30 protein-coding genes are annotated in these 26,118 nt (G+C 66.6%); 12 read left to right on the forward strand and 18 right to left on the reverse strand.

Annotation, left to right across the window (positions count from 1 at the left end):
* The first annotated feature begins 326 nt into the window (after positions 1–326).
* Positions 327–1,781, forward strand: a complete 1,455-nt coding sequence (glpD, locus tag ACZ1I2_RS18185) for a glycerol-3-phosphate dehydrogenase (RefSeq protein WP_465176307.1) — start codon at positions 327–329, stop codon at positions 1,779–1,781.
* Here glpD and ACZ1I2_RS18190 read toward each other — a convergent pair.
* Complete coding sequence (locus ACZ1I2_RS18190) at positions 1,774–2,337, reverse strand: DUF4337 domain-containing protein (protein WP_465176306.1); 564 nt, start codon at positions 2,335–2,337, stop codon at positions 1,774–1,776. The two genes, glpD and ACZ1I2_RS18190, sit on opposite strands and share 8 nt — an antisense overlap.
* 120 nt (positions 2,338–2,457) lie before the next feature.
* Between ACZ1I2_RS18190 and trhO the strand changes: the two genes are divergently transcribed.
* The 3 genes from trhO to ACZ1I2_RS18205 all read left to right on the forward strand — a co-directional run bounded on the left by trhO (position 2,458) and on the right by ACZ1I2_RS18205 (position 5,046).
* Positions 2,458–3,396: an oxygen-dependent tRNA uridine(34) hydroxylase TrhO gene (gene trhO / locus ACZ1I2_RS18195; protein ID WP_465176305.1), complete on the forward strand. Its 939-nt coding sequence runs from the start codon at positions 2,458–2,460 to the stop codon at positions 3,394–3,396.
* Between the two features lie 85 nt (positions 3,397–3,481).
* Positions 3,482–3,832, forward strand: coding sequence for a YciI family protein (locus ACZ1I2_RS18200; RefSeq protein WP_465172771.1), 351 nt, complete (start codon positions 3,482–3,484; stop codon positions 3,830–3,832).
* Positions 3,829–5,046, forward strand: coding sequence for an RNA polymerase sigma factor (locus ACZ1I2_RS18205; protein WP_465176304.1), 1,218 nt, complete (start codon positions 3,829–3,831; stop codon positions 5,044–5,046). The genes ACZ1I2_RS18200 and ACZ1I2_RS18205 overlap by 4 nt, the downstream gene beginning before the upstream one ends.
* 4 nt (positions 5,047–5,050) lie before the next feature.
* On the opposite strand, the gene ACZ1I2_RS18210 is transcribed toward ACZ1I2_RS18205, so the two are convergent.
* Genes ACZ1I2_RS18210 through ACZ1I2_RS18225 form a run of 4 tightly spaced genes read right to left on the reverse strand, consistent with a single transcriptional unit; the run spans position 5,051 to position 7,955 of the window.
* Positions 5,051–6,469: a coniferyl aldehyde dehydrogenase gene (locus ACZ1I2_RS18210; RefSeq protein ID WP_465176303.1), complete on the reverse strand. Its 1,419-nt coding sequence runs from the start codon at positions 6,467–6,469 to the stop codon at positions 5,051–5,053.
* Positions 6,470–6,503: 34 nt separating this feature from the next.
* On the reverse strand, positions 6,504–6,953 hold the full coding sequence (locus tag ACZ1I2_RS18215; RefSeq protein WP_465176302.1) for a hypothetical protein: 450 nt from the start codon (positions 6,951–6,953) through the stop codon (positions 6,504–6,506).
* Positions 6,950–7,705 (reverse strand): prepilin peptidase, encoded by a 756-nt coding sequence (locus tag ACZ1I2_RS18220; protein ID WP_465176301.1) that lies wholly within the window; start codon positions 7,703–7,705, stop codon positions 6,950–6,952. Before ACZ1I2_RS18220 ends, ACZ1I2_RS18215 begins: the two co-directional genes overlap by 4 nt.
* On the reverse strand, positions 7,698–7,955 hold the full coding sequence (locus ACZ1I2_RS18225; RefSeq protein WP_465172766.1) for a hypothetical protein: 258 nt from the start codon (positions 7,953–7,955) through the stop codon (positions 7,698–7,700). The genes ACZ1I2_RS18220 and ACZ1I2_RS18225 overlap by 8 nt, the downstream gene beginning before the upstream one ends.
* A 119-nt stretch (positions 7,956–8,074) precedes the next feature.
* Here ACZ1I2_RS18225 and ACZ1I2_RS18230 point away from each other — a divergent pair, with 119 nt between their 5' ends.
* Complete coding sequence (locus ACZ1I2_RS18230) at positions 8,075–8,479, forward strand: acyl-CoA thioesterase (protein WP_465176300.1); 405 nt, start codon at positions 8,075–8,077, stop codon at positions 8,477–8,479.
* Between the two features lie 260 nt (positions 8,480–8,739).
* Complete coding sequence (locus ACZ1I2_RS18235; RefSeq protein WP_465176299.1) at positions 8,740–9,927, forward strand: acetyl-CoA C-acyltransferase; 1,188 nt, start codon at positions 8,740–8,742, stop codon at positions 9,925–9,927.
* Positions 9,928–10,274: 347 nt separating this feature from the next.
* On the opposite strand, the gene ACZ1I2_RS18240 is transcribed toward ACZ1I2_RS18235, so the two are convergent.
* The 4 genes from ACZ1I2_RS18240 to ACZ1I2_RS18255 form a co-directional block, all read right to left on the reverse strand.
* Positions 10,275–11,183 carry an IS3 family transposase gene (locus ACZ1I2_RS18240; RefSeq protein WP_465176237.1) on the reverse strand — a complete coding sequence of 303 codons (909 nt, stop codon included), beginning with the start codon at positions 11,181–11,183 and terminating at the stop codon, positions 10,275–10,277.
* The gene (locus ACZ1I2_RS18245) at positions 11,180–11,581 is read right to left on the reverse strand and encodes a transposase (protein ID WP_465172448.1); all 402 of its coding nucleotides are present in this window, start codon (positions 11,579–11,581) and stop codon (positions 11,180–11,182) included. The genes ACZ1I2_RS18240 and ACZ1I2_RS18245 overlap by 4 nt, the downstream gene beginning before the upstream one ends.
* A gap of 144 nt (positions 11,582–11,725) precedes the next feature.
* Positions 11,726–12,181 (reverse strand): GNAT family N-acetyltransferase, encoded by a 456-nt coding sequence (locus tag ACZ1I2_RS18250; RefSeq protein ID WP_465176298.1) that lies wholly within the window; start codon positions 12,179–12,181, stop codon positions 11,726–11,728.
* 8 nt (positions 12,182–12,189) lie between these two features.
* On the reverse strand, positions 12,190–12,693 hold the full coding sequence (locus ACZ1I2_RS18255) for an SH3 domain-containing protein (RefSeq protein ID WP_465176297.1): 504 nt from the start codon (positions 12,691–12,693) through the stop codon (positions 12,190–12,192).
* Between the two features lie 96 nt (positions 12,694–12,789).
* On the opposite strand from ACZ1I2_RS18255, the gene ACZ1I2_RS18260 reads away from it, so the two are divergent.
* The gene (locus tag ACZ1I2_RS18260; protein WP_465176296.1) at positions 12,790–13,788 is read left to right on the forward strand and encodes a 2-hydroxyacid dehydrogenase; all 999 of its coding nucleotides are present in this window, start codon (positions 12,790–12,792) and stop codon (positions 13,786–13,788) included.
* Between the two features lie 10 nt (positions 13,789–13,798).
* Positions 13,799–14,476, forward strand: coding sequence for a transglycosylase domain-containing protein (locus ACZ1I2_RS18265; RefSeq protein ID WP_465176295.1), 678 nt, complete (start codon positions 13,799–13,801; stop codon positions 14,474–14,476).
* On the opposite strand, the gene ACZ1I2_RS18270 is transcribed toward ACZ1I2_RS18265, so the two are convergent.
* The gene (locus ACZ1I2_RS18270; RefSeq protein WP_465176294.1) at positions 14,466–15,317 is read right to left on the reverse strand and encodes an ABC transporter permease; all 852 of its coding nucleotides are present in this window, start codon (positions 15,315–15,317) and stop codon (positions 14,466–14,468) included. The two genes, ACZ1I2_RS18265 and ACZ1I2_RS18270, sit on opposite strands and share 11 nt — an antisense overlap.
* A 63-nt stretch (positions 15,318–15,380) precedes the next feature.
* Between ACZ1I2_RS18270 and ACZ1I2_RS18275 the strand changes: the two genes are divergently transcribed.
* From ACZ1I2_RS18275 to ACZ1I2_RS18285, 3 genes are all read left to right on the forward strand, one after another.
* On the forward strand, positions 15,381–16,085 hold the full coding sequence (locus ACZ1I2_RS18275; protein ID WP_465176293.1) for a GcrA family cell cycle regulator: 705 nt from the start codon (positions 15,381–15,383) through the stop codon (positions 16,083–16,085).
* A 101-nt stretch (positions 16,086–16,186) separates the two neighbouring features.
* The gene (parE, locus tag ACZ1I2_RS18280) at positions 16,187–18,166 is read left to right on the forward strand and encodes a DNA topoisomerase IV subunit B (protein ID WP_465172757.1); all 1,980 of its coding nucleotides are present in this window, start codon (positions 16,187–16,189) and stop codon (positions 18,164–18,166) included.
* A 71-nt stretch (positions 18,167–18,237) separates the two neighbouring features.
* Positions 18,238–18,633, forward strand: coding sequence for a hypothetical protein (locus tag ACZ1I2_RS18285; RefSeq protein ID WP_465176292.1), 396 nt, complete (start codon positions 18,238–18,240; stop codon positions 18,631–18,633).
* 44 nt (positions 18,634–18,677) lie between these two features.
* Here ACZ1I2_RS18285 and ACZ1I2_RS18290 read toward each other — a convergent pair whose 3' ends face one another.
* From ACZ1I2_RS18290 to ACZ1I2_RS18310, 5 genes are read right to left on the reverse strand one after another with little or no spacing between them, the layout of a single operon-like run.
* Positions 18,678–18,932, reverse strand: coding sequence for a hypothetical protein (locus ACZ1I2_RS18290; RefSeq protein WP_465172755.1), 255 nt, complete (start codon positions 18,930–18,932; stop codon positions 18,678–18,680).
* Positions 18,929–19,456: a GNAT family N-acetyltransferase gene (locus tag ACZ1I2_RS18295; protein ID WP_465176291.1), complete on the reverse strand. Its 528-nt coding sequence runs from the start codon at positions 19,454–19,456 to the stop codon at positions 18,929–18,931. The genes ACZ1I2_RS18290 and ACZ1I2_RS18295 overlap by 4 nt, the downstream gene beginning before the upstream one ends.
* The gene (locus ACZ1I2_RS18300) at positions 19,453–20,244 is read right to left on the reverse strand and encodes a LysR family transcriptional regulator (protein WP_465172753.1); all 792 of its coding nucleotides are present in this window, start codon (positions 20,242–20,244) and stop codon (positions 19,453–19,455) included. Before ACZ1I2_RS18300 ends, ACZ1I2_RS18295 begins: the two co-directional genes overlap by 4 nt.
* On the reverse strand, positions 20,241–20,639 hold the full coding sequence (gene apaG / locus ACZ1I2_RS18305) for a Co2+/Mg2+ efflux protein ApaG (RefSeq protein ID WP_465172752.1): 399 nt from the start codon (positions 20,637–20,639) through the stop codon (positions 20,241–20,243). Before apaG ends, ACZ1I2_RS18300 begins: the two co-directional genes overlap by 4 nt.
* A complete protein-coding gene (locus ACZ1I2_RS18310; RefSeq protein WP_465176290.1) occupies positions 20,636–21,841 on the reverse strand; it encodes a trans-sulfuration enzyme family protein in 1,206 nt (401 codons plus the stop codon). Before ACZ1I2_RS18310 ends, apaG begins: the two co-directional genes overlap by 4 nt.
* Before the next feature lie 83 nt (positions 21,842–21,924).
* On the opposite strand from ACZ1I2_RS18310, the gene ACZ1I2_RS18315 reads away from it, so the two are divergent.
* Positions 21,925–23,214, forward strand: a complete 1,290-nt coding sequence (locus tag ACZ1I2_RS18315; RefSeq protein ID WP_465176289.1) for a phospholipid carrier-dependent glycosyltransferase — start codon at positions 21,925–21,927, stop codon at positions 23,212–23,214.
* 7 nt (positions 23,215–23,221) lie between these two features.
* Here the strand turns inward: ACZ1I2_RS18315 and ACZ1I2_RS18320 are convergent, their stop codons facing one another.
* The 3 genes from ACZ1I2_RS18320 to recO form a co-directional block, all read right to left on the reverse strand.
* Entirely contained in the window at positions 23,222–24,325 is a 1,104-nt protein-coding gene (locus ACZ1I2_RS18320) for a glycosyltransferase family 2 protein (protein ID WP_465172748.1), read from the reverse strand.
* The gene (gene leuB / locus ACZ1I2_RS18325) at positions 24,322–25,368 is read right to left on the reverse strand and encodes a 3-isopropylmalate dehydrogenase (protein WP_465176288.1); all 1,047 of its coding nucleotides are present in this window, start codon (positions 25,366–25,368) and stop codon (positions 24,322–24,324) included. Before leuB ends, ACZ1I2_RS18320 begins: the two co-directional genes overlap by 4 nt.
* Positions 25,369–25,450: 82 nt before the next feature.
* Positions 25,451–26,077: a DNA repair protein RecO gene (recO, locus tag ACZ1I2_RS18330; RefSeq protein ID WP_465172746.1), complete on the reverse strand. Its 627-nt coding sequence runs from the start codon at positions 26,075–26,077 to the stop codon at positions 25,451–25,453.
* Positions 26,078–26,118 lie beyond the last annotated feature (41 nt).

The raw sequence follows: 26,118 nt of genomic DNA on the forward strand, positions 1-26,118 counted from the left end.
ATCTCTTCACCTTAGACTGTGGTTACTTTGCTGGAGCCATGACGCTCGGGAATACAAAAAGGACCGCTGGGTGGACTTTCGACCCCCCGGGCCCTGGAATGCATCCAGCAATGTTCAAGCTTGTCCCGACAGGTACGGTCCCGTCGGAGCAGCGGCGCCTATACAAGCCGACTCGGGGGTGGTCAATGGCGTGCGCCGGAACTCTTCCGATCGCGGTTCCCGCCGGGCGAGCGGTCGCCCGCAATATGACATTTCGAGAAGGCCGAATAGAATATTGAGCGGGCGCCGCGGCTATCCAGCGGCGGCGGCTGTGGTAACAGCGGCAGATGACTTACGACCTTCTCATCATCGGCGGCGGCATCAACGGCTGCGCGATCGCGCGCGAGGCATCGCTGCTCGGCCTCAAGGTGCTGCTGGTCGAGCGCGACGATCTGGCCGGGCATACATCCTCCGCCTCGACCAAGCTGATTCATGGCGGCCTGCGCTATCTCGAATATTACGAGTTCAAGCTGGTCGCCGAGGCGCTGCGCGAGCGCGAGCGGCTGATCCATGCCGCGCCGCACATCATCCGTCCCCTGCTGTTCGTGCTGCCGCAGGAGAATTCGGTGCGGCCCTGGTGGATGATCCGGCTTGGCCTTTATCTCTACGACATGCTGGGCGGGAAGATGTCCCTGCCCCGCTCGCGCGGCCTGCGTGTCGGCGACACCGCCTATTCCGCACCGCTCAAGGGCGGCAACCATGGTTTCGTCTATTCCGACGCGTTCGTCGACGATGCCCGGCTCACCGTGCTCAACGCGGTCGATGCGGCCGACAATGGCGCGGAGATAGCCGTCGGCGTAGCGCTCGATTCGGCACGGCGCGACGGCAATGTCTGGCGGGCGACCTTGTCCGACGGCCGCACTGTGGAGGCGCGGGCGATCGTCAACGCGGCCGGACCCTGGGTGCATCGCATGCTCGACGATCTCGGCGTCAGCGCGAAGAGCGGCGTGCGGCTGGTCAAGGGCAGCCATATCGTCGTGCCGAAACTCTATGAGGGCGAGCACGCCTATATCCTGCAGCTGCGCGACCGCCGCATCGTCTTCGCCATTCCCTATCAGGGCGACTTCACCGAGATCGGCACGACCGACATCCCGGTCGACCGTCCCGAGGATGCGACAATCAGCGCGGAGGAAGTCGCCTATCTGTGCGACGCGGCCAATACCCATTTCGTGAAGCAGATCGCGCCCGCCGATGTGACATCGACCTGGTCCGGCGTCCGGCCGCTCTATGACGACGGCGCCAGCGAAGCGAAGGCCGTCACGCGCGACTATGTGCTCGAGCTCGACACTGAAGGCCCTGCCCTGCTCAGCGTGTTCGGCGGCAAGATCACCACGGCGCGGCACCTTGCCGAGGAAGCGATGGGCAAGCTGGCCAAGCCGCTCGGCCTGACCGTTCATCCGGCGACACGGGCACGTGTCTTTCCGGGCGGCGCCATTCCCGACTTCGCGCTGTTCCTCGCGCAGGTCCGCACGACCTGGCCTTTCCTCGGCGAAGCGCGCTCCGAGCGCATGGCGCATGCCTATGGCACGATGCTGGCCGAGATGCTGGACGGCGTGACGGACGAAGCCGGCATGGGCGCGGATCTCGGCGGCGGGCTGACCGAGATCGAGGCGCGCTGGATGAAGCGCCGCGAATGGGCCCGCACGCCCGAGGATGCGCTGATGCGCCGGAGCAAGATCGGCCTGCACCTGACCGAGGCCGAGCGCGCCACCTTCGCCGACCGCTGGAACGCGCTCAGCTGAGAAAGCTCGCCAGCGCGTTCGGGTGGATCGCCCAGCCCGCGAAGCCGGCGATACCCATCAGCAACCCGAACCCGCCAAAGCCCCAGGCCGCGACCAGCAGCCACCGCGTCTCGGCCAGCGCGGCGACCGCCGCCAGCGACACCGCGATCGAGATGAGCGCGTCGCACATGTCGAACTGGTCGTCATGCAGGTTGAGCGCATCATATTGCGCGTCGTCCGCTTCAGCCTTCGCCTTGAGCCGCGGCGTCTCCGCGGCATATTTCGCTGCCTCGGCATCCATCGAGACGAGGGCCGTGCGCGCCGCGACGGAGGGCGCCGCTCCGGCGATCACCGCGATCTCGGCCTTGGCCGTCTCGACGATATGCGCCTTGGTCTTCGTTGCCTGATATTCCGACCAGGTATCGATCGCATCGCTTTTCGCGAGCTGCATCGCCTGGACCAGATTGTCGTCCTTGATGTTCGCCACCGCCATGAACACCGAGAGGATGACCACCGTCATCGCCACCAGTCGATTCAGCGTGCGGTCACGCCCACCCTCGGGGAGATCATCCTCCATGCATTGTCCTTCGTCATGAACATTCTCCCGGGAGCGAGAGAGTGGTGAGCGTGCCGGCCGCGCGCAATAGGGACTCGCCATTTTTGACGTAAGGGGCCGGGATACTCTAGCGGAGCCGGCATGGCCCCTCTTCGCGTTACCGCCCTTTATCGTTTCGCCCGCTTTCCGGATCCTGCCACGCTGCGCGATCCGCTCGCGCGCCTGTGCGACGAGAACGGCATCAAGGGCACGATCCTGCTGGCGAAGGAAGGCATCAACGGCACCATCGCCGGCGCGCCCGATGCGATCGAGCGCGTGCTCGACCATATCCGCGCCCTGCCCGGCTGCGCGGATATCGAGGTGAAGGACAGCCATGCGGAGAAGATGCCGTTCCACCGCATGAAAGTGCGCCTCAAGCGCGAGATCGTGACGATGGGCGAGCCCGATATCGATCCGCTGGAAGAGGTCGGCCATTATGTCCCGCCGGCGGAATGGAACGCGCTGATCGAGGCGCCCGGCACGATCCTGATCGATACCCGCAACGATTATGAGGTCGCGATCGGCACCTTCTCCGGCGCGATCGATCCGAAGACTCACAGCTTTCGCGATTTCCCCGCCTGGTTCCGCGCGCACCGCGACGAGTTCGCCGCCGCGCCGAAGATCGCGATGTTCTGCACCGGCGGCATCCGCTGCGAAAAGGCCACTGCCTTTCTCAAGGCGGAGGGACTCGAGGAGGTCTATCACCTCGAAGGCGGGATCCTGAAATATCTCGAAGAGGTGCCGGCCGAGCAGAGCCGCTGGGAAGGGGAATGTTTCGTGTTCGACCAGCGCGTCGCGGTGAAGCACGGGTTGGAGCTCGGCACGCACGCGCTCTGCCACGCCTGCCGCATGCCGGTGAGCCCGGAGGACCAGGCTTCCCCGCTTTATGTCGAGGGCGTCAGCTGCCCCGCCTGCCACGATTCCCGCAACGACGAACAGCGCGCGAGCTATGCCGAACGCCACCGCCAGGAACGCCTCGCCGAGGCGCGCGGCGAAGTCCATGTCGGCCGGCGCTTCCCGGACGACGGCGGCGCAAAATAAATTTCCGGACGCTGTCGAATCCGCTGCCCGTCGCCCGTCTCCGCTATACGATCGCAGGCCGCGATCGCTGATGGAGGACAAACCGATGCAGTACATACTCCTGGTCTATGAGGACGAGACGGTTTACGGCGACGAGCGTGACAACCCGGCCATGACGGAGATCATGCAGCGTCACATGGCGTTCGGCACCGAGCTCGGGGCGCGGCGCAAGGGTGGCGCCGGCCTGATGCCGACCAGCATGGCGACCACCGTGGTCACCCGCTCGGGCACGCAGACCATCCATGACGGCCCCTTCGCCGAGACCAAGGAGCAACTCGGCGGCTTCTACATCGTCGACGCGCCCGATCTGGATGCAGCGATCGCGATGGCGAAGAAACTCCCGGTCTATACGGACGGGTCGATCGAGATCCGGCCGGTGCTCGGCGGGAGCGATTGACCAGGGCGCTGGACCGGGCCGCGCGCGATCACGGCGCGCGCGTTCGCGCCGCGCTCGCGGCCCGGTTCCGCGATCTCGATATCGCCGAGGAAGCCTTTGCCGAGGCCTGCGCCCGGGCGGTGACGGCCTGGGCGACCGAGACTCCGCGCGATCCGGCCGCATGGCTCTACCGCGTCGCCGAGCGCGCCGCGCTCGATATGGTGCGGCGGCGCGCGGTGCGATCGGGCGCCACGCTGCCCGATCCCGAACCGCCGCCCAGCCCGGAGGAGGACATGATGGCCGACACCAGGCTGATCCCGGACGAGCGGCTCAAGCTGATCTTCGTCTGCTGCCATCCGGCGATCCACCCCGAGGCGCGCGCGGCCCTGACGCTCAAGCTGGTCTGCGGCCTGTCGACGCCCGAGATCGCCCGCGCCTTCCTCCTGCCCGAATCGACCTTGGCGCAGCGGCTGGTGCGCGCGAAGAACAAGATCGCCGGCGCTGGCGTACCCTTCGAGGTGCCCGGTCCCGATGCGTGGCCGGACCGGCTCGACGCAGTGCTGAGCACGATCGAGATCGCTTATGCCAAGGCACATGAGGATGGCGGCGGCAGCGGCCGCCACGCGGGCTATGCGCAGGAGATGCTGGGCATCACCGCCACGCTCGCCGCGCTGGCGCCGAACGAGCCCGAGGTGCTGGCGCTGGCGGCGACGGTCCGCTTCGCCGAGGCGCGCCGGCCGGCGCGGGTGGACGCCGCTGGAACGATGGTACCGCTCGACCGGCAGGATCCGGCGGCATGGGACAAGGCGCTGATCGCCGAGGCCCGGCCCTATCTCGCCCGCGCGCTTTCCGCCGGGCCACCGGGCAGGCGTACCCTGCAGGCGCTGATCCATGCGGAATGGTGCGCGCGGCTGTCGCTGGACCAGCGGGCGCCGTGGCGATCAGTGCTCGTCCTCTACGACGCGCTGCTCGCCCTGCGCGACGATGCGATCACCCGGCTCAACCGCGCCGTGGCGCTTGCCGAGATCGCCGGGCCGGAAACCGCGCTGGAGGAAGTCGATGCGCTGGACGCGCCGGGGCTGGCGGATTTCCTGCCCTATCACGCGGTGCGCGCCGATCTGCTTGCGAAGCTCGGGCTGACCGACGCGGCGCGAGAGGCTTATGACGCGGCCCTGAAGCTGGGTCCGGAACGCGCCGAGCGGCTGTGGCTGGAAGGTCGGCGCGCCGCGCTGTGAGGCCCTACCCCTTCATCTGCCGCGCGACCGCCTTCATCGTCGCCTTGCCATAAGGCGGCTTGAGCCCGGCGATCTTCGCCACGTCGAGCTTGACCTGCTTGTAGACGCTCTTGGCGTGGCTGAACGTGCGGAATCCATCGAGCCCGTGATAGGCGCCCATGCCCGATGGCCCGACCCCGCCGAACGGCAGATCCTCCATGCTGATATGGAAGATCACGTCGTCGAGCGTCACGCCGCCCGCGATCGTGCGGTCGAGCACCTGCCGCCGCTCCACCTCGTCGCTGCCGAAATAATAGAGACCGAGCGGCCGGTCGCGACGATTCACCTGGGCGATCGCGTCGCCGATCCCGTCATAGCGGCGCACCGGCAGGATCGGTCCGAAAATCTCCTCCTGCATCACCGCCATGTCGTCGGTCACGTCGGTCACGATGTGCAGCGGCATCTTCCGCGCATTGGAGGCGCCGAAATCCTCGTTCGCCGGGTTGATCGCCTCGACCTTCGCGCCCTTCGCCCGCGCATCGTCGAGCAACCCCTCGAGCCGCGCAAAATGCCGGTCGTTGATCACCGAGGTATAATCCGGATTGGCGAGCAGAGTCGGATACATCGCCGAGGCCGAGGCCTTCAGCCCGCGCACTACCTCAGCCTCCTGTGCTGCCTCGACCAGCATGTAATCCGGCGCGAGGCAGATCTGGCCGGCGTTCAGCATCTTGCCCAGCGCCACCCGCTCGGTCGCCTTGGCGAGGTCGGCCGACTTGCCGATGATCACCGGCGATTTGCCGCCTAGTTCCAGCGTCACTGGCGTCAGATTGTCCGCCGCGGCATGGAGGATATGCTTGCCCACTGCGGTCGCGCCGGTGAAGATCAGGTGATCGAACGGGAGTTCCGCAAACGCCTTGCCGACATCCGGCCCGCCCGACACGAAGGCGAGTTCGTCAGCCGCGAAATAATCGCCCACCACTTCCTCGAACAGCTCGGCGACGCGCGGGGTATATTCGCTCGTCTTCACCATCGCCCGGTTGCCCGCCGCGAGCACCCCGGCGAGCGGCGACATGACGAGATTGACCGGGAAATTCCACGGCGCGATCACCCCGACCACGCCCTTGGGCTGATATTCGATCCACGCTTTCGCGCCGAGCAGGCCAAGCGGGAACAGCACCGGGCGCTTTTCCGGGCGCGCCCATTTCTCGACCGATTTGAGCGCATGGTTGATTGGCGCGATCGAACTGGCGATGTCGGTCAGCATCGATTGCTCGCGGCTGCGATGGCCGAAATCCTCGCTCAGCGCGTCGCAGAACTTCGCGGCATTGTCGCTGATCATTGCCGCGGCGCGCTTCAGCCGGTCCTTGCGGACGGCGATCGACACCGGCAGTTCGGCCATGAACGCCGCGCGCTGCTGCGTGAGGATTTCCTGCATTGTCGCCATCGTCTCTCTCCCCTGCCCGCCCTTCGGCGTGGCGTTATGCAGCGCAGCCGATCAGGCCGGCCACCGGCACCACCACGCTGTCCTGTCCCGTCCGGTCGATCCTGAGCGTCGCCTCCGGCACCGAGGCGCCGTCCTTCAAATCGCCGCGCGTCACGATCGACATGGTCACCACCGCGGTCACGTCGCCCGCCTGGTACTGAGTCGTGCCGGCAAAGCCGAATCCGCCGGGATCATGCTGCTCGGTGCGCGGCAGATCGGCCACCGTGCCGCCGATCGACAGGCGGAGCTGCGCCGGATCGGCGCCCGCCATCGCGACCAGCGCGCGGCTGCCGGTCGCAGTCCACAGGAACGCGGCGCAACCGGTCTTGGGCAGTGCCTGAGTCGGGATCGCACCGATCGGCAGGCCGTCGATCGCGGCCGGCGGCGGAGTCTGGGCGGAAGCGGCGCCGGCGAGAAACAGCGGCAGGATCGCGAAAAACCTCATCCCGCCGATCCTAACAGGAACAGCCAGGCCGGGTAAGCGGCGATCGCAAGCAGCGCGCCGAACGGCATCCGGTCGTCGAGTTTCGCTGCCCGCCCGCGCACCATCCCGACCAGCACAAAGGCAAGCCCGGTCAGCGCCGCGAGCAGCAACACCGCCGGCAACATGCGCCAGCCGAGCCACAATCCGATCGCACCGAGCAGCTTGGGATCGCCCCCGCCCAGCCCCTCCCGGCCGCGGAGCCGCTTGTAGGAAAAGCCGATCAGCCACAACGATCCGAACCCCGCAACCCCACCGATCAGCCGTTCGGTCAGCACCGGCTCGACCCCGGCGACTCCCGCCGCCAGCCCGGCCAGCGCCAATGTGAGGGTCAACCGATCGGGCAACCAGAAATCGGTCACGTCCAGCGCCGCCAGCGTCAGCAACAGCCAGCCGAACACCGCTCCGGCCAAGGCGACAGGCCCCGGCACGACCAGCCCGGCGATCGCGCCGATGCCGAGCGCGGCAAGCTCGATCTGCCAGTGCAGCGGATCGATCGGCGCGCCGCAATGCCGGCACCGCCCCCGCGCCAGCGCGGCGCTGACCAGCGGAATCAGGTCGCGCGACCCCAGCACCGCGTCGCACCCGTCGCAATGCGAGCGCCCTTTCAGCACTGACCGGTCCTGTGGCCAGCGAATCACGATCGTGGCGAGGAAGCTGCCGATCACTGCGCCCAGCACCCCGAGCGCGACCGGCCACAGCCAGGACTCAGCCATTGGGCTTCTTGCGGATCAGGTACCGATACACGCCGACCATGTTGATCCCGAACAGCACGACATTCTGCGTGCCGAGCGCGAAGTCCTTGGTCAGCACCGATCCGGAAATCCACGCTATCGACGAGGCGAGGAACAGGACGAACCCCCAGCCCGTCACCTTCCGCCCCAGATCCAGCGAGACCATGGCCGCGGCGATCATCCCGCTGCCCGAAGCGAACCATTTGAGCGCGGTGGTGAGCGTGTCTTCCATCGTCCGGCGATACCCGCCCGCGCCTCCCGCGTCATGCCCAAGTTGGTACGTCGAATCTTTACGACGAATCCTTCTGCTTCGCTCTCGCCAAAACTTGCCGTTTACGATAAGGTAAGCCCATGCCCGACCCCCAATATGCCTCGCATAGCTATGCCATCGCGATCCATGCCGCCGACATCGATTTCATGGGGCATGTGAACAATGCGAGCTATCTGAAATGGGTCCAGGAAGCCGTGATCAACCATTGGCAGCGTTTCGCGCCCGCCGATGCCGTCGCCGCGCATCTCTGGGTCGCGCTCAAGCATGAGATCACCTATCGCCGCCCGACCTTCCTCGACGACGACGTCATCGCCACCGTGCTGCTCGAAAAGGTGCACGGCGCGCGCGCCTTTTACGAAACGGTGATCAAGCGCGGCGAGGAAGTGCTCGCCGAGGTCAAGTCGAGCTGGTGCTGCATCGATGCCGAGACGCTGCGTCCGGCACGCATCGCGCAGAATGTGATCGAGCGCTTCTTCAAGGACTGACGCGGGCACTTTGGCGCTAAAACCTTGTCCTTCCCCGGCGCAGGCCGGGTCCAGGTGAAAAGGTGGATGTAGCAGCGCGAGACGGCCATCATCATCGTCTCCCAACTGGACCCCGGCCTTCGCCGGGGAAGGCGCTAAACTTTGTCGAACACCGTAACCGCCGCCCTGCAAAACTGCAGTGCCGGGCTGCCTCACGGCGGTTTGTATTCGATCGCCCAGGCGCCTAGATCGCGGCCACCCCTCCCAACCGGAGCTCAAGCATGTCCGCCGATCCGATCGTCATCCTGTCCTATGCCCGCACGCCGATGGGCAGCTTCCAGGGATCGCTCTCCGGCGCGACTGCGACCGAGCTGGGCGCGACCGCGGTCGGCGGCGCGGTCGAGCGTGCGGGGCTTTCGGGCGAGGCGATCGAGCGCATCTATATGGGCTGCGTGCTGCCCGCCGGCCTCGGCCAGGCGCCGGCGCGCCAGGCCGCGCTGAAGGCGGGCCTGCCGAACCATATCGAGGCGACGACGGTCAACAAGATGTGCGGATCGGGCATGCAGGCAGCGATCATGGCGTCCGACGCGCTGGCGGCGGGCTCCGCCGACCTGATCGTCGCGGGCGGCATGGAGAGCATGACCAACGCGCCCTATCTCTCGATGCGGCACCGCGGCGGCGCGCGCATCGGCCATGACCGGCTGATGGACCATATGTATCTCGATGGCCTCGAGGATGCCTATGAGCCCGGCAAGCTGATGGGCAATTTCGCCGAGGATAGCGCCGCCGAATATCAGTTCACCCGCGCCCAGATGGACGATTTCGCCATCGCCTCGCTCGAGCGCGCGCAGAAAGCGCAGCAGTCGGGCGCGTTCGACCGGGAGATCGTGCCGATCGAGATCGCCGGTCGCAAGGGCCCGACCCAGGTCACCCTCGACGAGCAGCCGGCCAAGGGCGACGCCTCGAAGATCCCGACGCTCAAACCCGCCTTCTCGAAGGATGGCACGATCACCGCCGCCAATGCTTCCTCGATCTCGGACGGCGCGGCCGCCCTGGTGCTGACCCGTGCCTCGATCGCGGAGAAGCTCGGCCTCGACCCGATCGCCCGCATCGTCGCGCACGGCGCCCATGCTCATGCCCCGGCGCTGTTCACTACCGCCCCGGTCTTCGCGATGCGCAAGACGCTGGAAAGGGCCGGCTGGTCGGCGGAAGAGGTCGACCTGTTCGAGGTCAACGAGGCCTTTGCCGTCGTGGCGATGATCGCGATGCGCGACCTCGGCATCAGTCATGACCGCCTCAACATTCATGGCGGCGCTTGCGCGCTCGGCCACCCGATCGGCGCTTCGGGCGCACGCGTCCTCGCGACCCTGCTTTCGGCCCTGCAGACGGCCGGCGGCAAGCGCGGCATGGCTTCGCTCTGCATCGGCGGCGGCGAAGCCACCGCGATGGCCGTGGAGTTGATGCACTAGGCCGGAGCCGCGATGAAGGTGGATCGAGACAGCCGAAGTCGCCGTCACGCCGGACTGCATATTCCCGACACTCGTCGATTCAACATCGCGCGACTTTCTGCGATCTGGCGTTCGACGAAACTTGCCCGCGTTCCGTCCGCTTTTTCTCATGACCTGCGTGTGTTGGACGACGCGCGGTCCCTGTCTCAACCGAAAATTCGCTGATCCGGGACGGATTTCCCTGTTACCGCGGAACAGGGAATCGTTCATCAACATCTTGTTATTCAGTGATATATTGATGATCAGCCGGCCCCGAACGGCGAAAGAAAAAAAGAATTCCCTGATAATTCCCTGTGGAGTGACCCCCTTTAGTGAGACACGTTAATTAGAGAGAGCTCGGTTGCTTGTTTGAAGGGCTGCTGCGCAGCAGCCCTTCGCATGGTTTCCTCATACTCGTCGGGCGACCTGTAGGCCAAGGCGGAGTGCAGGCGCTGGCGATTGTAGACCTGCTCGATGAAGGTCCCGATCCGCTCGCGTGCGTCGGCGAGGTCGCGATAGCCGGTACCGTCGACCTCCTCCTGCTTCAGGGTCTTCATGAAGCTCTCGGCCATGGCGTTGTCGTAAGGGCAGCCCGCACGGCTCATGCTGGGGATGATGCCGGCGGCTTCGAGCCGGGCGATGTACGCGCCGCAAGCATATTGCACGCCTCGGTCGGAGTGATGGACCAGACCGTCCGCGGTCACCCTGCGTCGCTCCAGCGCCATGGCGAGCGCCTCGAGCGCCAGCTCGGCGCGCAGATGGTCCGCCATCGCCCAGCCGACCACCTTGCGGCTGAACGCGTCGAGGATCACCGCCAGATAGACGAACGCCTCGGCCAGATGGACATAGGTGATGTCCGCCACCCATAGCTGGTTGATCGCCATCGGTTGCATCGCGCGCGCCAGATTGGGCCACACCCGCCAGCCGTGCCGCGCATCCGTCGTCGCCGGCCGGAACGTCCGACCCCGCAGGCACAGCAGATTGTCCTCGCGCATCAGCCGGGCCACCCGCTTGTGGTTGACGCACCAACCGTCACGCCTGAGCAGCGCGGTGATCCGGCGATAGCCATAGAAGCGCTGCGCCAGGCACAGCCGCTGCACCTGATCGCGCAGCGCCGTCTCTTCCACTTTTGGCGCATGCTCGCGCCAGCGCCGGTAATAGCTGGCCCGGCTTACCCCGGCCAACTGGCACAGCGCCTCTGTCGACAGCGCCGATCCCTCGCCTTGCGAACCCGTCATCGCCTGGATCTCGGCGAAGACGTCGTCTCGCCAGCACCGTCGCTCGGCTGGCGTGACGCCTCGATACGCCGCAAGGCGCCTTTGAAAAAATCCAGCGCCACCTGCTGCTCGCCGATCTTGCGCTGCAAGGCCTCGATCTGACGCTGCGCTGTGGCAACATCGCGGATCTCACCAACCGCCGCCTGGCTAGCCATCGCATCCGCTACGCGCCCCGGACGACCCGGATCGCGCAGCGCCTGCTCCCCGCCCGCCCGCACCGCATTGCGCCACCGGTACAGCAGATTATCCCTGATCCCCAACTCGAGCGACAAGGCTGACACCCGCTCGCCCGACTCAATCCGACCCACAACCCACAGCTTGAACCCCCGGTCGTGCCGTCGTCGATGGTCCTTCGACATTCTTGCCCTCCATCCAGAGAGCTCTCTCTTATTTCATGTCTCAGTCTAGGGGGTCATTCCACCTGTTCCCTGCCCCGAAACAGGGAAATCGTCGGGTCTCCTGGCGACAGCGCCTGTTGGAGAATCCGCGGCCGCGCGGCGCCGCTAAAGCTCCAGCCGATAATAGCGGCTGAAATCCGTATCGATATAATCCGCGAACGGCCCGCAAGTCATGAATCCGGCCCGTTCGTACAATGCCCTGGCCGGCGCGAAGGGCGCGTTCGATCCGGTCTCCAGGCTCAGCCTCCTGTACCCGCGCGCCCTGCCCTCCGCGATCAGATGGTCGAGCATCGCCGCCGCCACGCCCTTGCGCAGGTGCGCCGGGGTGGTCCGCATCGACTTCAGCTCGCCATGATCGGCATCGAGCGCCTTCAGCGCACCGAGGCCGAGCAGATGCTCGCCCTCCCAGGCCGACCACAGCGAGACCGCCGGATCGCGCAACCCCGTCAGGTCCAGCGCGAAGACGCTTCCAGGCGGCGAATTCTCGAAGGCGGCGCGCAGATGGAATTCGAGCAGGGCGATGACGTCCGGATGAGTCAGGTCGTCACGAACGATCCGCATGTCCCGAATCAGCCCAGCGTCTCGTCCGGCGTCACGCCCCAGAGATGGTTCGCCTCGACATACCCCCCCTGCCCGCGCACGTCGAAATAGCACCAGCCCCGCGCGCATTTGCTGACCCGGCCGACCACGCCGGGCTCGGCCCGCCACACCACCCGGCCACCATAGCGCGGCGTGTCGCGCAATTCGGCGATGGTGCCGGTAACCAGCCCGGTGCGGGCGTCGCTGATCAGCGTGCCCATCATCCAGCCCTGGGTACCGCTCGGATCCTCGATCTTCACCCAGGCGCCGCGATCATAGCGGTCGATCACCTTCACCGGCAGGTCGGCACGCTGATAGAGCCAGCTGGCCGGATAGGTCTTGCCCGGACCGGTGCGCATCCGCGCCTTGCTGGCGGAGATGGAAGCGAAATAGGGCGTCTTCTTCTCCACCGACGCGGCGAGGGCAGGCGCAATGGCAGCTACGGCGACGCTTGCCGCGGCTGCTGCGAGCACGATGGTCGGTCCGAAACGCATAACTGGCCTTCTCTTGACGAGATTTCGTTTACCCCGTTCGGCACGCACGCTTCAACCACCGTTGACGGAGACAAAAGCCTTCGCCAAGCGAGTCTCATGGCCGAAACAAGACGCGTCCCGAACCCGAAGGTAATCGTCACCCGCGAACTCGCCGATCTGGTGATGGAGCGGATGGAGCAGTTGTTCGACACGACGCACAACCGCGGCGACGTTCCGATGAACCGTGCGCGGCTGGCCGAGGCGATGGCCGATTGCGACGTCTTCGTGCCGACCGTGACCGATACGATCGACGCGGCACTGATCGAGGGCGCGGGCGACCGGCTCAAGCTGATCGCCAATTTCGGCGCCGGCGTGAATCATATCGACCTGAAAGCGGCGCGCGCGCGCGGCATCGTCGTTACCAACACACCAGGCGTGCTGACCGAGGATACCGCCGACATCACCATGGCACTGATCCTCTCGGTGCCGCGCCGCCTCGCCGAGGGCGAGCGGCTGGTACGCGACGGCCATTGGAAGGGCTGGGCGCCGAGCGGGATGCTGGGGCACCGGATCGGCGGCAAGGCGCTGGGCATCGCCGGCATGGGCCGCATCGGCCGGGCGGTCGCCAGGCGGGCCCAGGCCTTCGGCCTGTCGATCCATTATCACAACCGCCACCGCCTGCCCGAAGCGGTCGAGGCGGAATTCGGCGCGACCTGGCACGATTCGCTCGATGGCATGCTCGGGGCGATCGATATCCTGACGATCCACACGCCGCGCAATGCCGATAGCGAGAACATGATCGACGCGCGGCGGCTCGCCCTGATGCGGCCCACCGCCTGCATCGTGAATACCGCGCGCGGCGGCATCGTCGACGAGGACGCGCTGATCGACGCGCTGGAGCATGGCCGGCTCGCCGGTGCCGGTCTCGACGTGTGGAAGTTCGAGCCGGAGATCGATCCGCGCATGCTGGCACTGCCCAATGTCATGCTGATCCCGCATATGGGTTCCGCCACCTATGAAGGCCGGATGGCGATGGGCGAGAAAGTGATCGCCAATATCCGCATGTGGGCCGACGGCCACCGGCCGCCCGACCAGGTGCTCGAGGGCTGGGTATAACGGAGCGACAATGAGGCGGGCACTTGGGCTCACCGCCGGCGTACTGGCTGCGGCGATCCTGCTCTTTGTCGCATTCGAGGGATATGCGCTGATCCGCGCCAATGCTCGCACCCCGACGATCATCGCCGAGAATGCGCAGCGAGAGGTGAAACTCGGCGATATCGGCAAGCGCCGCCTGACGATGCTGTTGCGAGTGGAGGACCCAGGCTTCTTCCACCATCGCGGCGTCGATTTCTCGACGCCTGGCCAGGGCGCGACTACGATGACCCAATCGCTGGTCAAGCGCCTCTACTTCGACGGCGGCTTCAAGCCGGGCTTCGCCAAGATCGAGCAGAGCCTCATCGCCCGCTTCGTGTTCGATCCGACGGTGAGCAAGCGCGACCAACTCGAGATATTCCTGAACAAGGCAAGTTTCGGCAGCGTTCACGGCCGCCCGGTGATCGGCTTTGCCGATGCGGCCCGCACTTTCTACCCAAGCACTTTCCATCAGACCGACGGCGCGTTGAGCGATCGACAGTATCTGGCGTTGGTCGCGATGCTGATGGCGCCAAACGCCCTAGATCCGGTACGTCACCCACATGAGAATGCGGAGCGGGTCGACCGGATCATGGCGATGCTTGCGGGAAAGTGCCGGCCGCGCGACCTGCGTGACGTCAGTTATCGGGATTGCGCGGCGATCAGTTCTTGAGCTTCCAGCCGCTCCGCAGCAGGCGGTAGCAGAGGATCGCGAGCGCCACGTCGAGCGCCAGGATGATGATGCTGCCCAGCATCACCGGCGAATCGGCTGTGCCGAGAAAGCCGTAGCGAAAGCCCGAGATGACATAGAAGAACGGGTTCACATGGCTGAACACGCGGAATGCGGGCGCGAGGTGATCGACCGAATAGAAGGTGCCGGAGAGCAGGGTCAGCGGCGCGATGAAGAAATTCTGCACTGCGGCGGCATGATCGAACTTCTCCGCCCAGATCGAGGTGAGGATGCCGATCAGCGCGAGGAATACCGATCCGAGCAGCCCGAACCACAGGATCGCGATGGGATGGCTCGGCGTGACATGCACGCCCGGCCACAGCGCCATCGCCAGCCACACCGTCAGCCCCACGCAAAAGGCGCGGGTTACTGCGCCACCGATCATCGCAACCAGCAATTCGGCGGTCGACAGCGGCGGCATCAGGTAGTCGACGATCGTCCCCTGGATCTTGCCGACCAGCAGCGAGAAGCTCGCATTGGCGAAGCTGTTCTGCAGCATGCCCATCACGATCAGCCCCGGCGCGATGAAATCGGCGAAGGGAACATCGACTCCGCCGACATGAACCGGGCGTTTTCCGCCCGTCGCGACGGTGAAAATGATCAAAAACAGCAGGGTCGTGATCGCCGGCGCCCATACCGTTTGAAGCTGCACCTTGAAGAAACGGCGCACCTCCTTGATATAGAGCGTTCGAAGACCGCCCCAATTGACGTTTCTGATCACGGGAACGCCGGGGGCGTTCATCACCGCCGACTGGATTTCGCCGATTGGGGGCTGGCTGCTCATCGCGGACGCGCTAATAGCTGCCGCCGCCGCCCGCAACCCGGCAATGCGATTTGAGGAATAAAGATGGCCTGGACCGACGAGCGAATCGATACGCTGAGGAAGATGTGGGAAGCTGGCCAGACCGCCAGCCAGATTGCGGAAGAACTGGGTGGCGTCAGCCGCAACGCCGTGATCGGCAAGGCGCATCGCCTTGGCCTGCAGTCACGCCCCTCGCCGGTGAAGCCGAACGAGCCCGACAAGGCGACCGCGGCTGCAGCGACCGCCGCCGCCGCGCCGCAGGCCAAGCCGGCGCCGCCCAAGGCGCCCGAGCGCGCGCCTCAGCCGGCCCCCGCCCCCGCGCCGATCGCCGCCAAGGTCGAGATCGACGAAGAGGATGAGGACGACGACGGCGACACCGATGCGCCCGTCGTCGCGGCGCCCGCTGCGCCGCAGCCGATCATGCGCTCGGTGGGCCCCGGCGGCTTCCTCCGCCAGGCACCGGGCGAGCAGCAGGCGCCGATCACCCCGGCCCCGCCACGCCGCCTCGTGCCGGCCAAGCCGTCGGCCGACATGGCGGGCAAGACCACGCTGCTCGATCTCAATGACAAGATCTGCAAATGGCCGCTCGGCCATCCCGGTGAGCCCGACTTCCATTTCTGCGGCGACAAGGTGAACCCGGGCTTCCCTTATTGCGTCGCGCATTGCGGCCATGCCTATCAGGCGCAGCTTCCGCGCCGCGATCGCCGCCCGCCGCCGCCCCTGCCCTTCGGCGGCCCGCGGGTCCGCTGATTCAAACCCTCTCCTCTCGTGGGAGAGGGGACAGGACCACCCTTCTCCCGGCGGGAGAAGGATTCTTGCGCTCCTGACTCACCGGACCCTATAGCTCTTCCATGGCCGAAGACCTTTTCGCTTCCTCATCCAAAGCAACCGCCGATTACAACGCCTCCTCGATCGAGGTGCTGGAGGGGCTCGAGCCCGTCCGGCGGCGGCCCGGCATGTATGTCGGCGGCACTGACGAACGCGCGCTGCATCATCTCGCCGCGGAGGTGCTCGACAATGCCATGGACGAGGCGGTCGCGGGCCATGCGACGCGGATCGAGGTCACGCTCGAGCCCGGCAACCGGCTGACCATCGTCGACAATGGCCGCGGCATGCCGGTCGATCCGCATCCGAAATTCCCGGACAAGTCGGCGCTCGAAGTGATCATGTCGATGCTGCATTCCGGCGGCAAGTTCGAGGGCAAGGCGTACAGCACGGCAGGCGGCCTCCACGGCGTCGGCGTCAGCGTGGTCAACGCGCTCTCGTCGGACACGGTTATCGAGGTCGCGCGGAACAAGGAGCTGTACCGCCAGCGTTTCTCGCGCGGCATCACGCTCGGCCCGCTCGAATCGCTGGGCGGCACGCCCAACCGGCGCGGCACCTCGGTCAGCTTCGTGCCCGACGAGCAGATCTTCGGGCCCGAACTCCACTTCAAGCCGGCTCGGCTCTACAAGCTCGCCCGCTCCAAGGCCTATCTCTTCGCCGGCGTCGAGATCCGCTGGAAGTGCGCGCCGGAGCTGATCGGCGACGATACCCCGCCCGAGGCCGTGTTCCAGTTTCCCGGCGGCCTGGCCGATCATCTGCGCGAGCAGATCAACGGGCGCGAATGCGCGACCGCGGATTTCTTCACCGGCAGCCAGGAATTCGCAGAGGGCAAGGGCCGCGTCGAATGGGCAGTCGCCTGGCCGTTGTGGAGTGACGGCAGCTATAGCTGGTACTGTAACACCATCCCGACTCCCGATGGCGGCACGCACGAGGCGGGCCTGCGCGCGGCGCTGGTGAAGGGCATTCGCGGCTTCGGCGAGCTGGTCGGACAGAAGAAGGCCAAGGAGATCGCGGCCGAGGACGTGATGACCGGCAGTGAGCTGATGCTCTCGGTCTTCATCCGCGATCCGCAATTCCAGAGCCAGACCAAGGACCGGCTGACCTCGCCCGAAGCCGCCCTGCTCGTCGAAAAGGCGATGCGCGACCATTTCGATCATTTCCTCGGCAACAATATGGAGCGCGGCAAGGCGCTGCTCGGTTATGTGCTGGAGCGGATGGACGAGCGCCTGCGTCGCAAGCAGGAGCGCGAGGTCAAGCGCAAGACCGCGACCTCGGCGCGCAAACTGCGACTTCCGGGAAAGCTTACCGACTGCTCCGCCGACGATCCGACGGGCACCGAGATTTTCATCGTCGAGGGCGATTCGGCCGGCGGTTCGGCCAAGCAGGCGCGCGACCGCAAGACCCAGGCGATCCTGCCGATCCGCGGCAAGATCCTGAACGTCGCCTCCGCCACCTCGGCCAAGATCCTCGCCAATCAGGAAATCGCCGACCTGATCCAGGCGCTGGGCTGCGGCACGCGCAAGGACTGCATTCCCGACAATCTGCGCTATGAGCGCATCGTCATCATGACCGACGCCGATGTGGACGGGGCGCATATCGCGACCCTGTTGATGACCTTTTTCTTCCAGGAGATGCCGGAACTGGTCCGTCGCGGGCATCTCTATCTCGCCCAGCCGCCGCTCTACCGCCTGACCGCCGGCACGAAGAGCCTCTACGCGATGGACGACGCCCACCGCGCGTCGATCGAGGCGAACGAGTTCAAGGGCAAGAAGGTCGATGTCGCGCGCTTCAAGGGCCTTGGCGAGATGAACCCGATGCAGCTCCGCGAAACCACGATGGATCCCAAGACCCGCGGCATGCTCCGCATCACCCTGCCCCAGGAATATGAGGAGCGCGCGGTGGTGAAGGATCTGGTCGACCGGCTGATGGGCAACAACCCGGCGCACCGCTTCGCCTTCATCCAGGAAAATGCCGCGCGCATGGACGAGGATGCGATCGACGCCTGATCCAGGCAGTCCTCCCTTTGTATCGAGCTGGATCGGGCGTAACAGTCCGGCGACACAGTTAGGATCCGCCAATGCACCGCGCGCTCGCCATCGCCCTTCTCCTGACCATGGCCCCTGCCGCCGCGCAGACCGTGCCGCCGGCAACCGCGGTCGTCGCAGATCCCGCGCTCGAGGCCCGTGCAAAGGATGTGGTCGCGATCCTCGGCGGCAAGGGCGACTATGACGCGGTATTCACAGCCGCCTTCCGGACCGCCGTGCCCAAGGACCAGTTCGATACGGTGACCGCACAACTCGTCGCCGCCTCGGGCCCGGTGACGGGCGTCGAGAAGCTGACCCCGGTCACGCCGCTGAGTGGAACGCTGCTGATCGGCTTCGAACGCGGAATCGCGACGATGCAGATTGCGCTGGACCCCGCCGCGCCACACCAGATCGCGGGACTGCGCGTAACCGGCGTCACTGCCCGCTAGCCCCCAATCCAGCTCGTCCGGCCTCGCCCGTGGGCGATGCGCGATCAGTCCTTCATGCGTTGCTGATGATAGCGCGTGCGCAGCGCTATCGCCGCGAGCATGTTGAGCACGCCCAGCGCGAGCGCCGCCATCGGGATGGCCGACGGCATCTGCGGCGCCCATTTGCTGCGGGCGATGGCCAGCAGCGCGCCTAGCAGTGCAAAGGCCACGCCGGTGTAGCGCAACGGACTGGCGACATTCCGCAACTCGCGCCGATAGGCGGCGCGCTGAACAGGGTCGGTCAGGTCGGGCTTGCTCATCTGTTTGTCCACTCCTCGGCGAGCATGCCCCAGATGAAGCTGTCGCGGACGCCGATATGCGTTTCCCATTCGCCGCGCAGGCGCCCTTCCAAGGTGAAGCCGAGCCGGGTCAGCAATCCGTTAGAAGCGGCATTGTCCGGATCGGTGTCAGCCATTACCCGGCGATGCCCTTCCTCCAGGAACAGCAGGTCGAGCAGCCGGCTGACGGCTTCGCGCGCATAGCCATGGCCCCAGTGGCGACGCAGGATCATATAGCCAATCTCGCTGACCCCGGCACGCCTGGCGCCGGCAGCGAGCGTGCCGATCGCCTCGCCGGTCCCGGCCAGGGTGATCGTCCAGCCGCGCCAGTCGGGTTTGGCACCGCGCGGCGCGAGATAGGCGCGCGTCTCTTCCAGATCGGCGTGCGGCGCGCTGGACCAGTATCGCATGACTGTCTCGTCGCGATAGGCCTCGTGCAGCGCCTCGGCGTCCCCGACGCCTTGCGGGCGCATCGCCAGATGGTCGCTCGAGAACGTCTCGCTCACGCCGTCAGCGCATCGACCAGCGAGCGCACCTTCTTCTGGCGCCATTGCGGCAGGGGCGCGACGATCCAGTAGCCGAGCGCGGATGGCCGGGCATCGCCGATAATAACCACCCGACCCGAGGCGAGGTCCGCGGCAGCCAGCAGTTCGGGCACGGTCGCCCGGCCGAGCCCCTGCGCCGCCGCATCGATTGCGAGGCCGGCATCGCCGACTCGCACGAGCGAGACGTCGGGGTCGTTGAGACAGCCCGGCCAGGAGATGCGCGTATCGATGCCGCCACCGGGCCGCTCGATCGTGACCATGCCCTCGGATTCGAGCGCTTCGCCCTCATGCTCGCCAGGTCCATCGCCCCAGCGGATCGCCAGATCGAGGTTCGCCTCGGTGAAGTCGACGTCATCGTCGGCGGAGACCAGCACGAAGCGCAGCTCGCCATCGGCGCGTGCGATCTCGGCGAGGCGCGGCATCAGCCATTTCTCGGTCAGGTCGCGCGGGGCGGCGATGGTCAGCGACTTGGAGGTCTGCCCGGCCTGCATGGCGCGGACGGCTTCCTCGAACTGGAGGAAGCCGTGGCGGAGCGCGGCAAGGCCCGCCTCACCCTCGGGCGTGAGTTCCAGGCCCTTGGTGGTGCGGCGGAACAGGACGACGCCGAGCGTGTCCTCCAGCGCGCGGATCTGCTGGCCGACCGCCGCCGGTGTGACCGCGAGCTCGTCCGCGGCGCGGGTGAAGGACAGATGCCGCGCGGCGGCGTCGAGCACGCGCAGGCCGTTGAGGGGAAGATGAGTCCGCTTCACGCGCCCACCGCCGGCGCGAGGAGCGCGAATTTGGGGATATCGACCTCGAACGCCGATCCGTCCTCGCCGATCATGTGATAGCTGCCCTGCATCGATCCGGTCGGCGTCGCCAGCGGGCAACCCGAGACATAGTCGAAGCTGCCGCCCGGCGCGATCAGCGGCTGCTCGCCGACCACACCCTCGCCCTCGACGGTGTGGCGCGCGCCGCGGCCGTCCGTGATGATCCAGTGGCGGGTCAGCAGTTGCACCGCCATCGGCCCCTCATTCTCCAGCCGGACATGATAGGCCCAGAACCAGCGGCCGCGGCCGGGCTCCGATTGCTCGGGCAGATAACTGACCGAGACGCGCACGATCACGCCGCGCGTCTCCGCGACATTGGGAAAAAGTGCCTTCACAGCCCCACCGCCCGCAGCGCGCCATCGAGATCCTCGATCACGTCCAGCGGATCCTCCAGGCCGACATTGAGGCGCAGCATGCCTTCGGTGACGCCCATCTCCAGCCTCTTTTCCTCGGCCACGCCCGAATGAGTGGTCGAGGCAGGATGAGTCATCAGCGAGCGCGAGTCGCCGATATTGTTCGAGATATCCACCAGGCTGAGCGCATCGAGCAGGCCGTGCGCCTGTTCACGCCCCTCGACCTCGAACGCGAAGATCGGGCCGCATGCGTCCATCTGCGCCATGGCGAGATTGTGCTGCGGATGGCTCGGCAATCCGGGATGCAGGATGCGCGGCACCCGTGCCTCCAGGAATTGCCCCACCTTCAGGCTGTTCTCGCTCTGGCGGCGGATGCGCAGGTCGAGCGTCTCCAGCCCCTTCAGCACCACCCAGGCATTGAACGCGCTGAGCGTCGGGCCGGTATTGCGGGTGAAGGGCAGCAGCGTGTTGTTGATGAAATCCTCGCTCCCGCAGACGGCGCCGGCAAGCACACGGCCCTGCCCGTCCATCATCTTGGTCGCCGAATAGGCGGTGACGTCCGCGCCGAACTCCATCGGCCGCTGCAGCGCGGGCGTGGCGAAGGCATTGTCGACGACGCTGACGATGCCGTGCGCGCGGGCAATGTCGCAGACGGCCTTCAGGTCGACGACGTCCATCGTCGGATTGGCCGGCGTTTCGAAGAAGAAGACCTTGGTCTCGGCCCGGACCGCGTCGGCGAATTGCTGCGGATCGCGTGCGTCGACAATGGTTACCCCGATGCCGAACTTCGGCAGCAAGGTGTCGGTGAGCCAGCGGCACGAGCCGAACGCGGCGCGACCCGCGACGATATGGTCGCCGGTCTGGAGCTGGCAGAGCAGCACCGCGGTCATCGCTGCCATGCCGGTCGTCATCGACCGGCACGCCTCGGCGCCTTCGAGCAGCGCGATGCGCTCCTCCAGCATCTGCACCGTGGGGTTCTGAAGGCGCGAATAGGTCATGCCGACCTGTTCGCCCGCGAAGCGCGCCGCGGCGTCGCCGGCGCAGTCATAGGCATAGCCCGAGGTCAGGAACAGCGCTTCCGACGTCTCGCCCCATTCGGAGCGCGCGGTCCCGCCGCGCACGGCCTGGGTGGCGGGGCGCCAGTTGCTGGTGATCGAGCGGTCTTGTCCGGTACGGCGTTTCATGCGGGACGCTTTGCCGGGACGGATTGCCCTGCGTCAATGGGCGACTCTTGAAAGGACGCTGCCGAAGTGGGAATGGCACGGTAATGACCGCCGAGTCGCAGCCCCGCCCGTACCGCGCCGCCGCGATCATCGGCCTCGTCGCGCAGTTGCTGTTCAGCTTCCGACTCACCACGCCGCACAAGCTGGTGTTCGACGAAACGCATTATGTCGCGGCCGCTCGCGTCCTAATGCAGTTGAGCGGCCCGTCGAATATCGAACATCCCTTGCTGGGCAAGGAGCTGATCGCGCTCGGCATGATGATCTTCGGCGACAACAGCCTGGGCTGGCGGATCATGTCGACCTATGCGGCGACCGCGGTGGTGCTCGGCATCTTCGCGATCCTGTGGATGCTGTTCGGCCGGGTACGCACGGCGACGATGGGCGCGCTGTTCGTACTGCTCAACATCACCGTGTTCATCCAGGCGCGGATCGGGATGCTGGACGGCTTCATGGCCGCGTTCGTCGTCACCGGCATCGCCGCCCTGCTCTGGGCGATGCGGGCACCACCCGGAAAGACCTGGCCGCGCTGGATCCTCGGATCGGTGCTGCTCGGCCTGGCGGTAGGCACCAAATGGGCGGCGGTACCCTATATCGCCTATGCGGCGGTCGCGCTTGTCGCGATCCGGCTGCGCGACGCCCGCGCGCGCAGGCGATCGATCTATGCCGCGCTCAATCCGGGCGACCAGACCTATTGGCCCGGCCTGCCCGTGGTGCCCGCGCTGTTCGCGCTCGGTGTGGTGAGCGTCGCGGTCTACAGCCTCACCTTCCTCCCGGCCTTCTTCTACGCCCAGTTCCCCCTGACGGCCGACGGCTTCATCAAGTTCCAGATGCAGATGTACGCCTCGCAGACCCAGGTCCTGCCACCGCACACCTATCAGTCCAGCTGGCCGACCTGGCCGCTGATGATCCGGCCGATCTGGTATCTGTACGAGTCGGTCGACGGGGCGATGCGCGGCATCCTGCTGGTCGGCAACCCGGCGATCCTGTGGGGCGGCCTGATTGCCGTGGGCGCCTGCCTTTACGCATGGCAGCGCGACGGATCTGCGAGGATGCTGGCCGTCGCGGCGCTGTGGATCGCGTCTTACGCGATATGGGCCATCATCCCCAAGTCCTTGGGTTTCTTCTATTATTATTACCTGTCGAGCATCTTCCTGGCGCTGCCGCTGGCTGCTGCGTTCGACCGGTTCGGCAAAGGGCGTTATGCGCATTGGGATGAGGGTTTTCTCCTGCTCGCCTTTTGCCTGTTCGTCTATTTCTACCCGATCATCGCAGCGATGCCGTTGAGTGATCCGCAGGATTTCCGCTACTGGATGTGGTTCCCGACATGGCCCTGAACCCCGGTCAATAGCGCCCCCAGGTGAAGCGCGAGGACAGCGCATAGTTCCACACCGCGCCGACCAGGATACCGGCCAGCGCGGAGAAGGCCCAGGTATCCGACCGCGCGTCGTAGAGGAAGGCCGCGACGCCGACATTGGCGATCGCGCCGACCGAGCAGACCGCGCAGAACGACACCCAGCCCTCGAACAGCTGCTTGGCGCCCTTCAGGCGGCTGTCGCGATAGGTCAGCGCGTTGTTGAGGAAGAAGTTGAAGGTCATCGCCACGCTGGTAGCGATGATCGTCGACACCAGGAAGCCGACATGCAGTTCCTTGAACAACGGCCCGAGCACGAGGAAATGCACGCCCGCGCCAAGAGCCCCGATCGCCGCGAACATGGCGAAGCGCACCGGCACGACCCGCCCGAACATGCGGTCGTAGATCGCGATCAGATATTCCATCGCGACGACGTGATCGAGCTTGCTCTCGCCCTCGGTGCGCAGGCGGAAGGTATAGGGCAGCTCGACGAACTTCAGCGGCCGCGGATTGGCGGTCATGATGTCGAGCAGGATCTTGAAGCCGATCGCCGACAGATGCGGTGACGCCTCGCGCACGATCTGCGTGCGGATCATGAAGAAGCCGCTCATCGGATCGTTGAGATCGGCCTTCAACACCTGGCGCGAGAGCTTCGTGGCGAAGGCCGATTTGGCGACCCGGTCATGATCCCAGTCGCCGGTGCCGCCACCCTCGACGAAGCGCGAGCCGATGACGAGATCGAGGGTTTCGTCCTGCAGCAGCCGGTCGAGCATGGCCGGCAGGATCGTCTCGTCATGCTGCATGTCGCCGTCGATCACCGCGACGATCGGCGCGGCGGTGGCCGACATGCCCTCGATACAGGCCGAGGAAAGCCCGCGCCGGCCGATCCGCTGGATTACGCGGACGCGCCGGTCGAGCCGCGCGATCTGGCGCGCGACGCCCGCCGTGCCGTCCGGACTGTTGTCGTCGACGAAGATCGCCTCCCACTCGCGCCCCCGGAGCGCGGCGTCGAGCCTGGCGATGAGCAGCGGCACGTTGCCCGCCTCGTTGAAGGTCGGGATGACGATCGCGAGATCGAGCAACGGACCGGTCATGCAAGCGCCGCCAGCACCGCGTCGGCCATGCCGCGGGTCGACAGCGTGCCGCCGAGATCGGCGGTGCGCGCGCCGTTCGCCAAAGCCGTGGCGACGGCGGCCTCGATCCGGTCGGCGGGCTCGGGCAGGTTCAGCGAGAAGCGCAGCATCATCGCCGCCGAGAGGATCGCCGCGGCCGGATTGGCCTTGCCCTGCCCGGCAATGTCCGGCGCGCTGCCATGGATCGGCTCGTACAGGCCCTTGCCCTGCGCATCGAGCGCGGCGGAGGGCAGCAGGCCGATCGAGCCGACACACATGCTCGCCAGATCGGAGAGGATATCGCCGAACAGATTGCCCGTCACGATCACGTCGAACTGGCCCGGATCGCGCACCAGCTGCATTGCCGCATTGTCCACCAACATGTGAGTCAGCGTGACGTCCGGATATTGCGCCGATGTTTCGATCACGACATCCCGCCACAATTGCGACGTTTCCAGCACATTGGCCTTGTCGATCGAGCAGAGCTTGCCGCGCCGGCGCTGGGCGGCCTGGAAACCGGAATGGGCGATGCGCGAGACCTCGCTCTCGTCATAGCTCATGATGTCATAGCCTTCGCGCAGCCCCGTCGGCGTGGTGCGCATGGCCTTTTCGCCGAAATAGACGTCGCCGTTGAGCTCGCGCAGGATCAACAGGTCGATCCGGCGGGCGATCTCCGGGCGGAGCGAGGACGCGTCCTCGAGCCCCGGAAAGAGCTTGGCGGGGCGCAGATTGGCGAACAGCGTCAGTTCCTTGCGCAGGCCGAGGATCGCCTGTTCCGGGCGCAGGCCGCGTTCGAGATTGTCGCAGGTCGGATCGCCGACCGAGCCGAACAGGATGGCGTCGGCGCGCTTCGCGAGGTCGAGCGTCCCGGGCGGGAGCGGATGGCCGGTGGTGTGATAGGCGATGCCGCCGACCAGCCCTTCCTCGAACGACAGGCCGAGATCGAGCGTCTCCAGCACGCGACGTGCCTCCGCGGTGACTTCGGGGCCGATGCCGTCTCCGGGCAGGATCGCGATCAAGGGCATTCAGACGTCCTCCAATAGTTCCGTTCGTGTCGGGTAGCGACCGATGCTTCGGCGCGAGCGCCCTTGCCTCAGGCGCGGGGACTCACGCAACCGCCCTTTTCAACCGGTCGATCAGCCGCGCGCGCGCCGCGAGGGTCTCGGCGCGGCGATCGGTCAGGACATCGCTCTCCAGCGCCTCCCCGGTGACGCGCAGCGCGGTGAGGATGTCGGGCCAGGCCGCCTCGCCGCCGGTGCGCAGGATGTCGGGCAGATCATCGGGTTCGAGCCCATAGCCGAGCTCGGCGAGGAGCAGCAGCTCGTAGCGGGCGAGCGCGACCGCCCAGCCGCGCGCGGCGGGCGCCGCCTCGATCGCGCCGATCACCCCGCCCAGCGCCGCGTGGAGGCGCGGATAGGGCTGCGCCTCGGGCAAGGCCGTCGCGGTCAACGCCGTCACCCATTCGAGCGCGGCGGCCGGCAGCGGCTCGGCGAAGAGCGGCGCGCGGCTGCGGATGAGCTCGACCGTGAGGCCGGCGAGCTGATCCTCGGTGCGGGCGCGCCATTCGCCCAGGATGAGGTTCGCCGGCTGCAGGATGGGGCGAATGGCGCGCGAGCGGCCGCCGCGGACATAACCCGCCTGCAGGCCGTGCGCCGCGGTGAGCGCGCGGACGATCGCGCCGTGCTCGCCATGCTGGCGGATCGCGAGGACCAGGGCTTCGGCGCGCAGGTGCATCGCAGCGCTGTAGTCGCCCGGGGCCGGTCAGGGGAGGACGA

The sequence above is a fragment of the Sphingomonas sp. BL-S-29 genome (assembly GCF_055521495.1).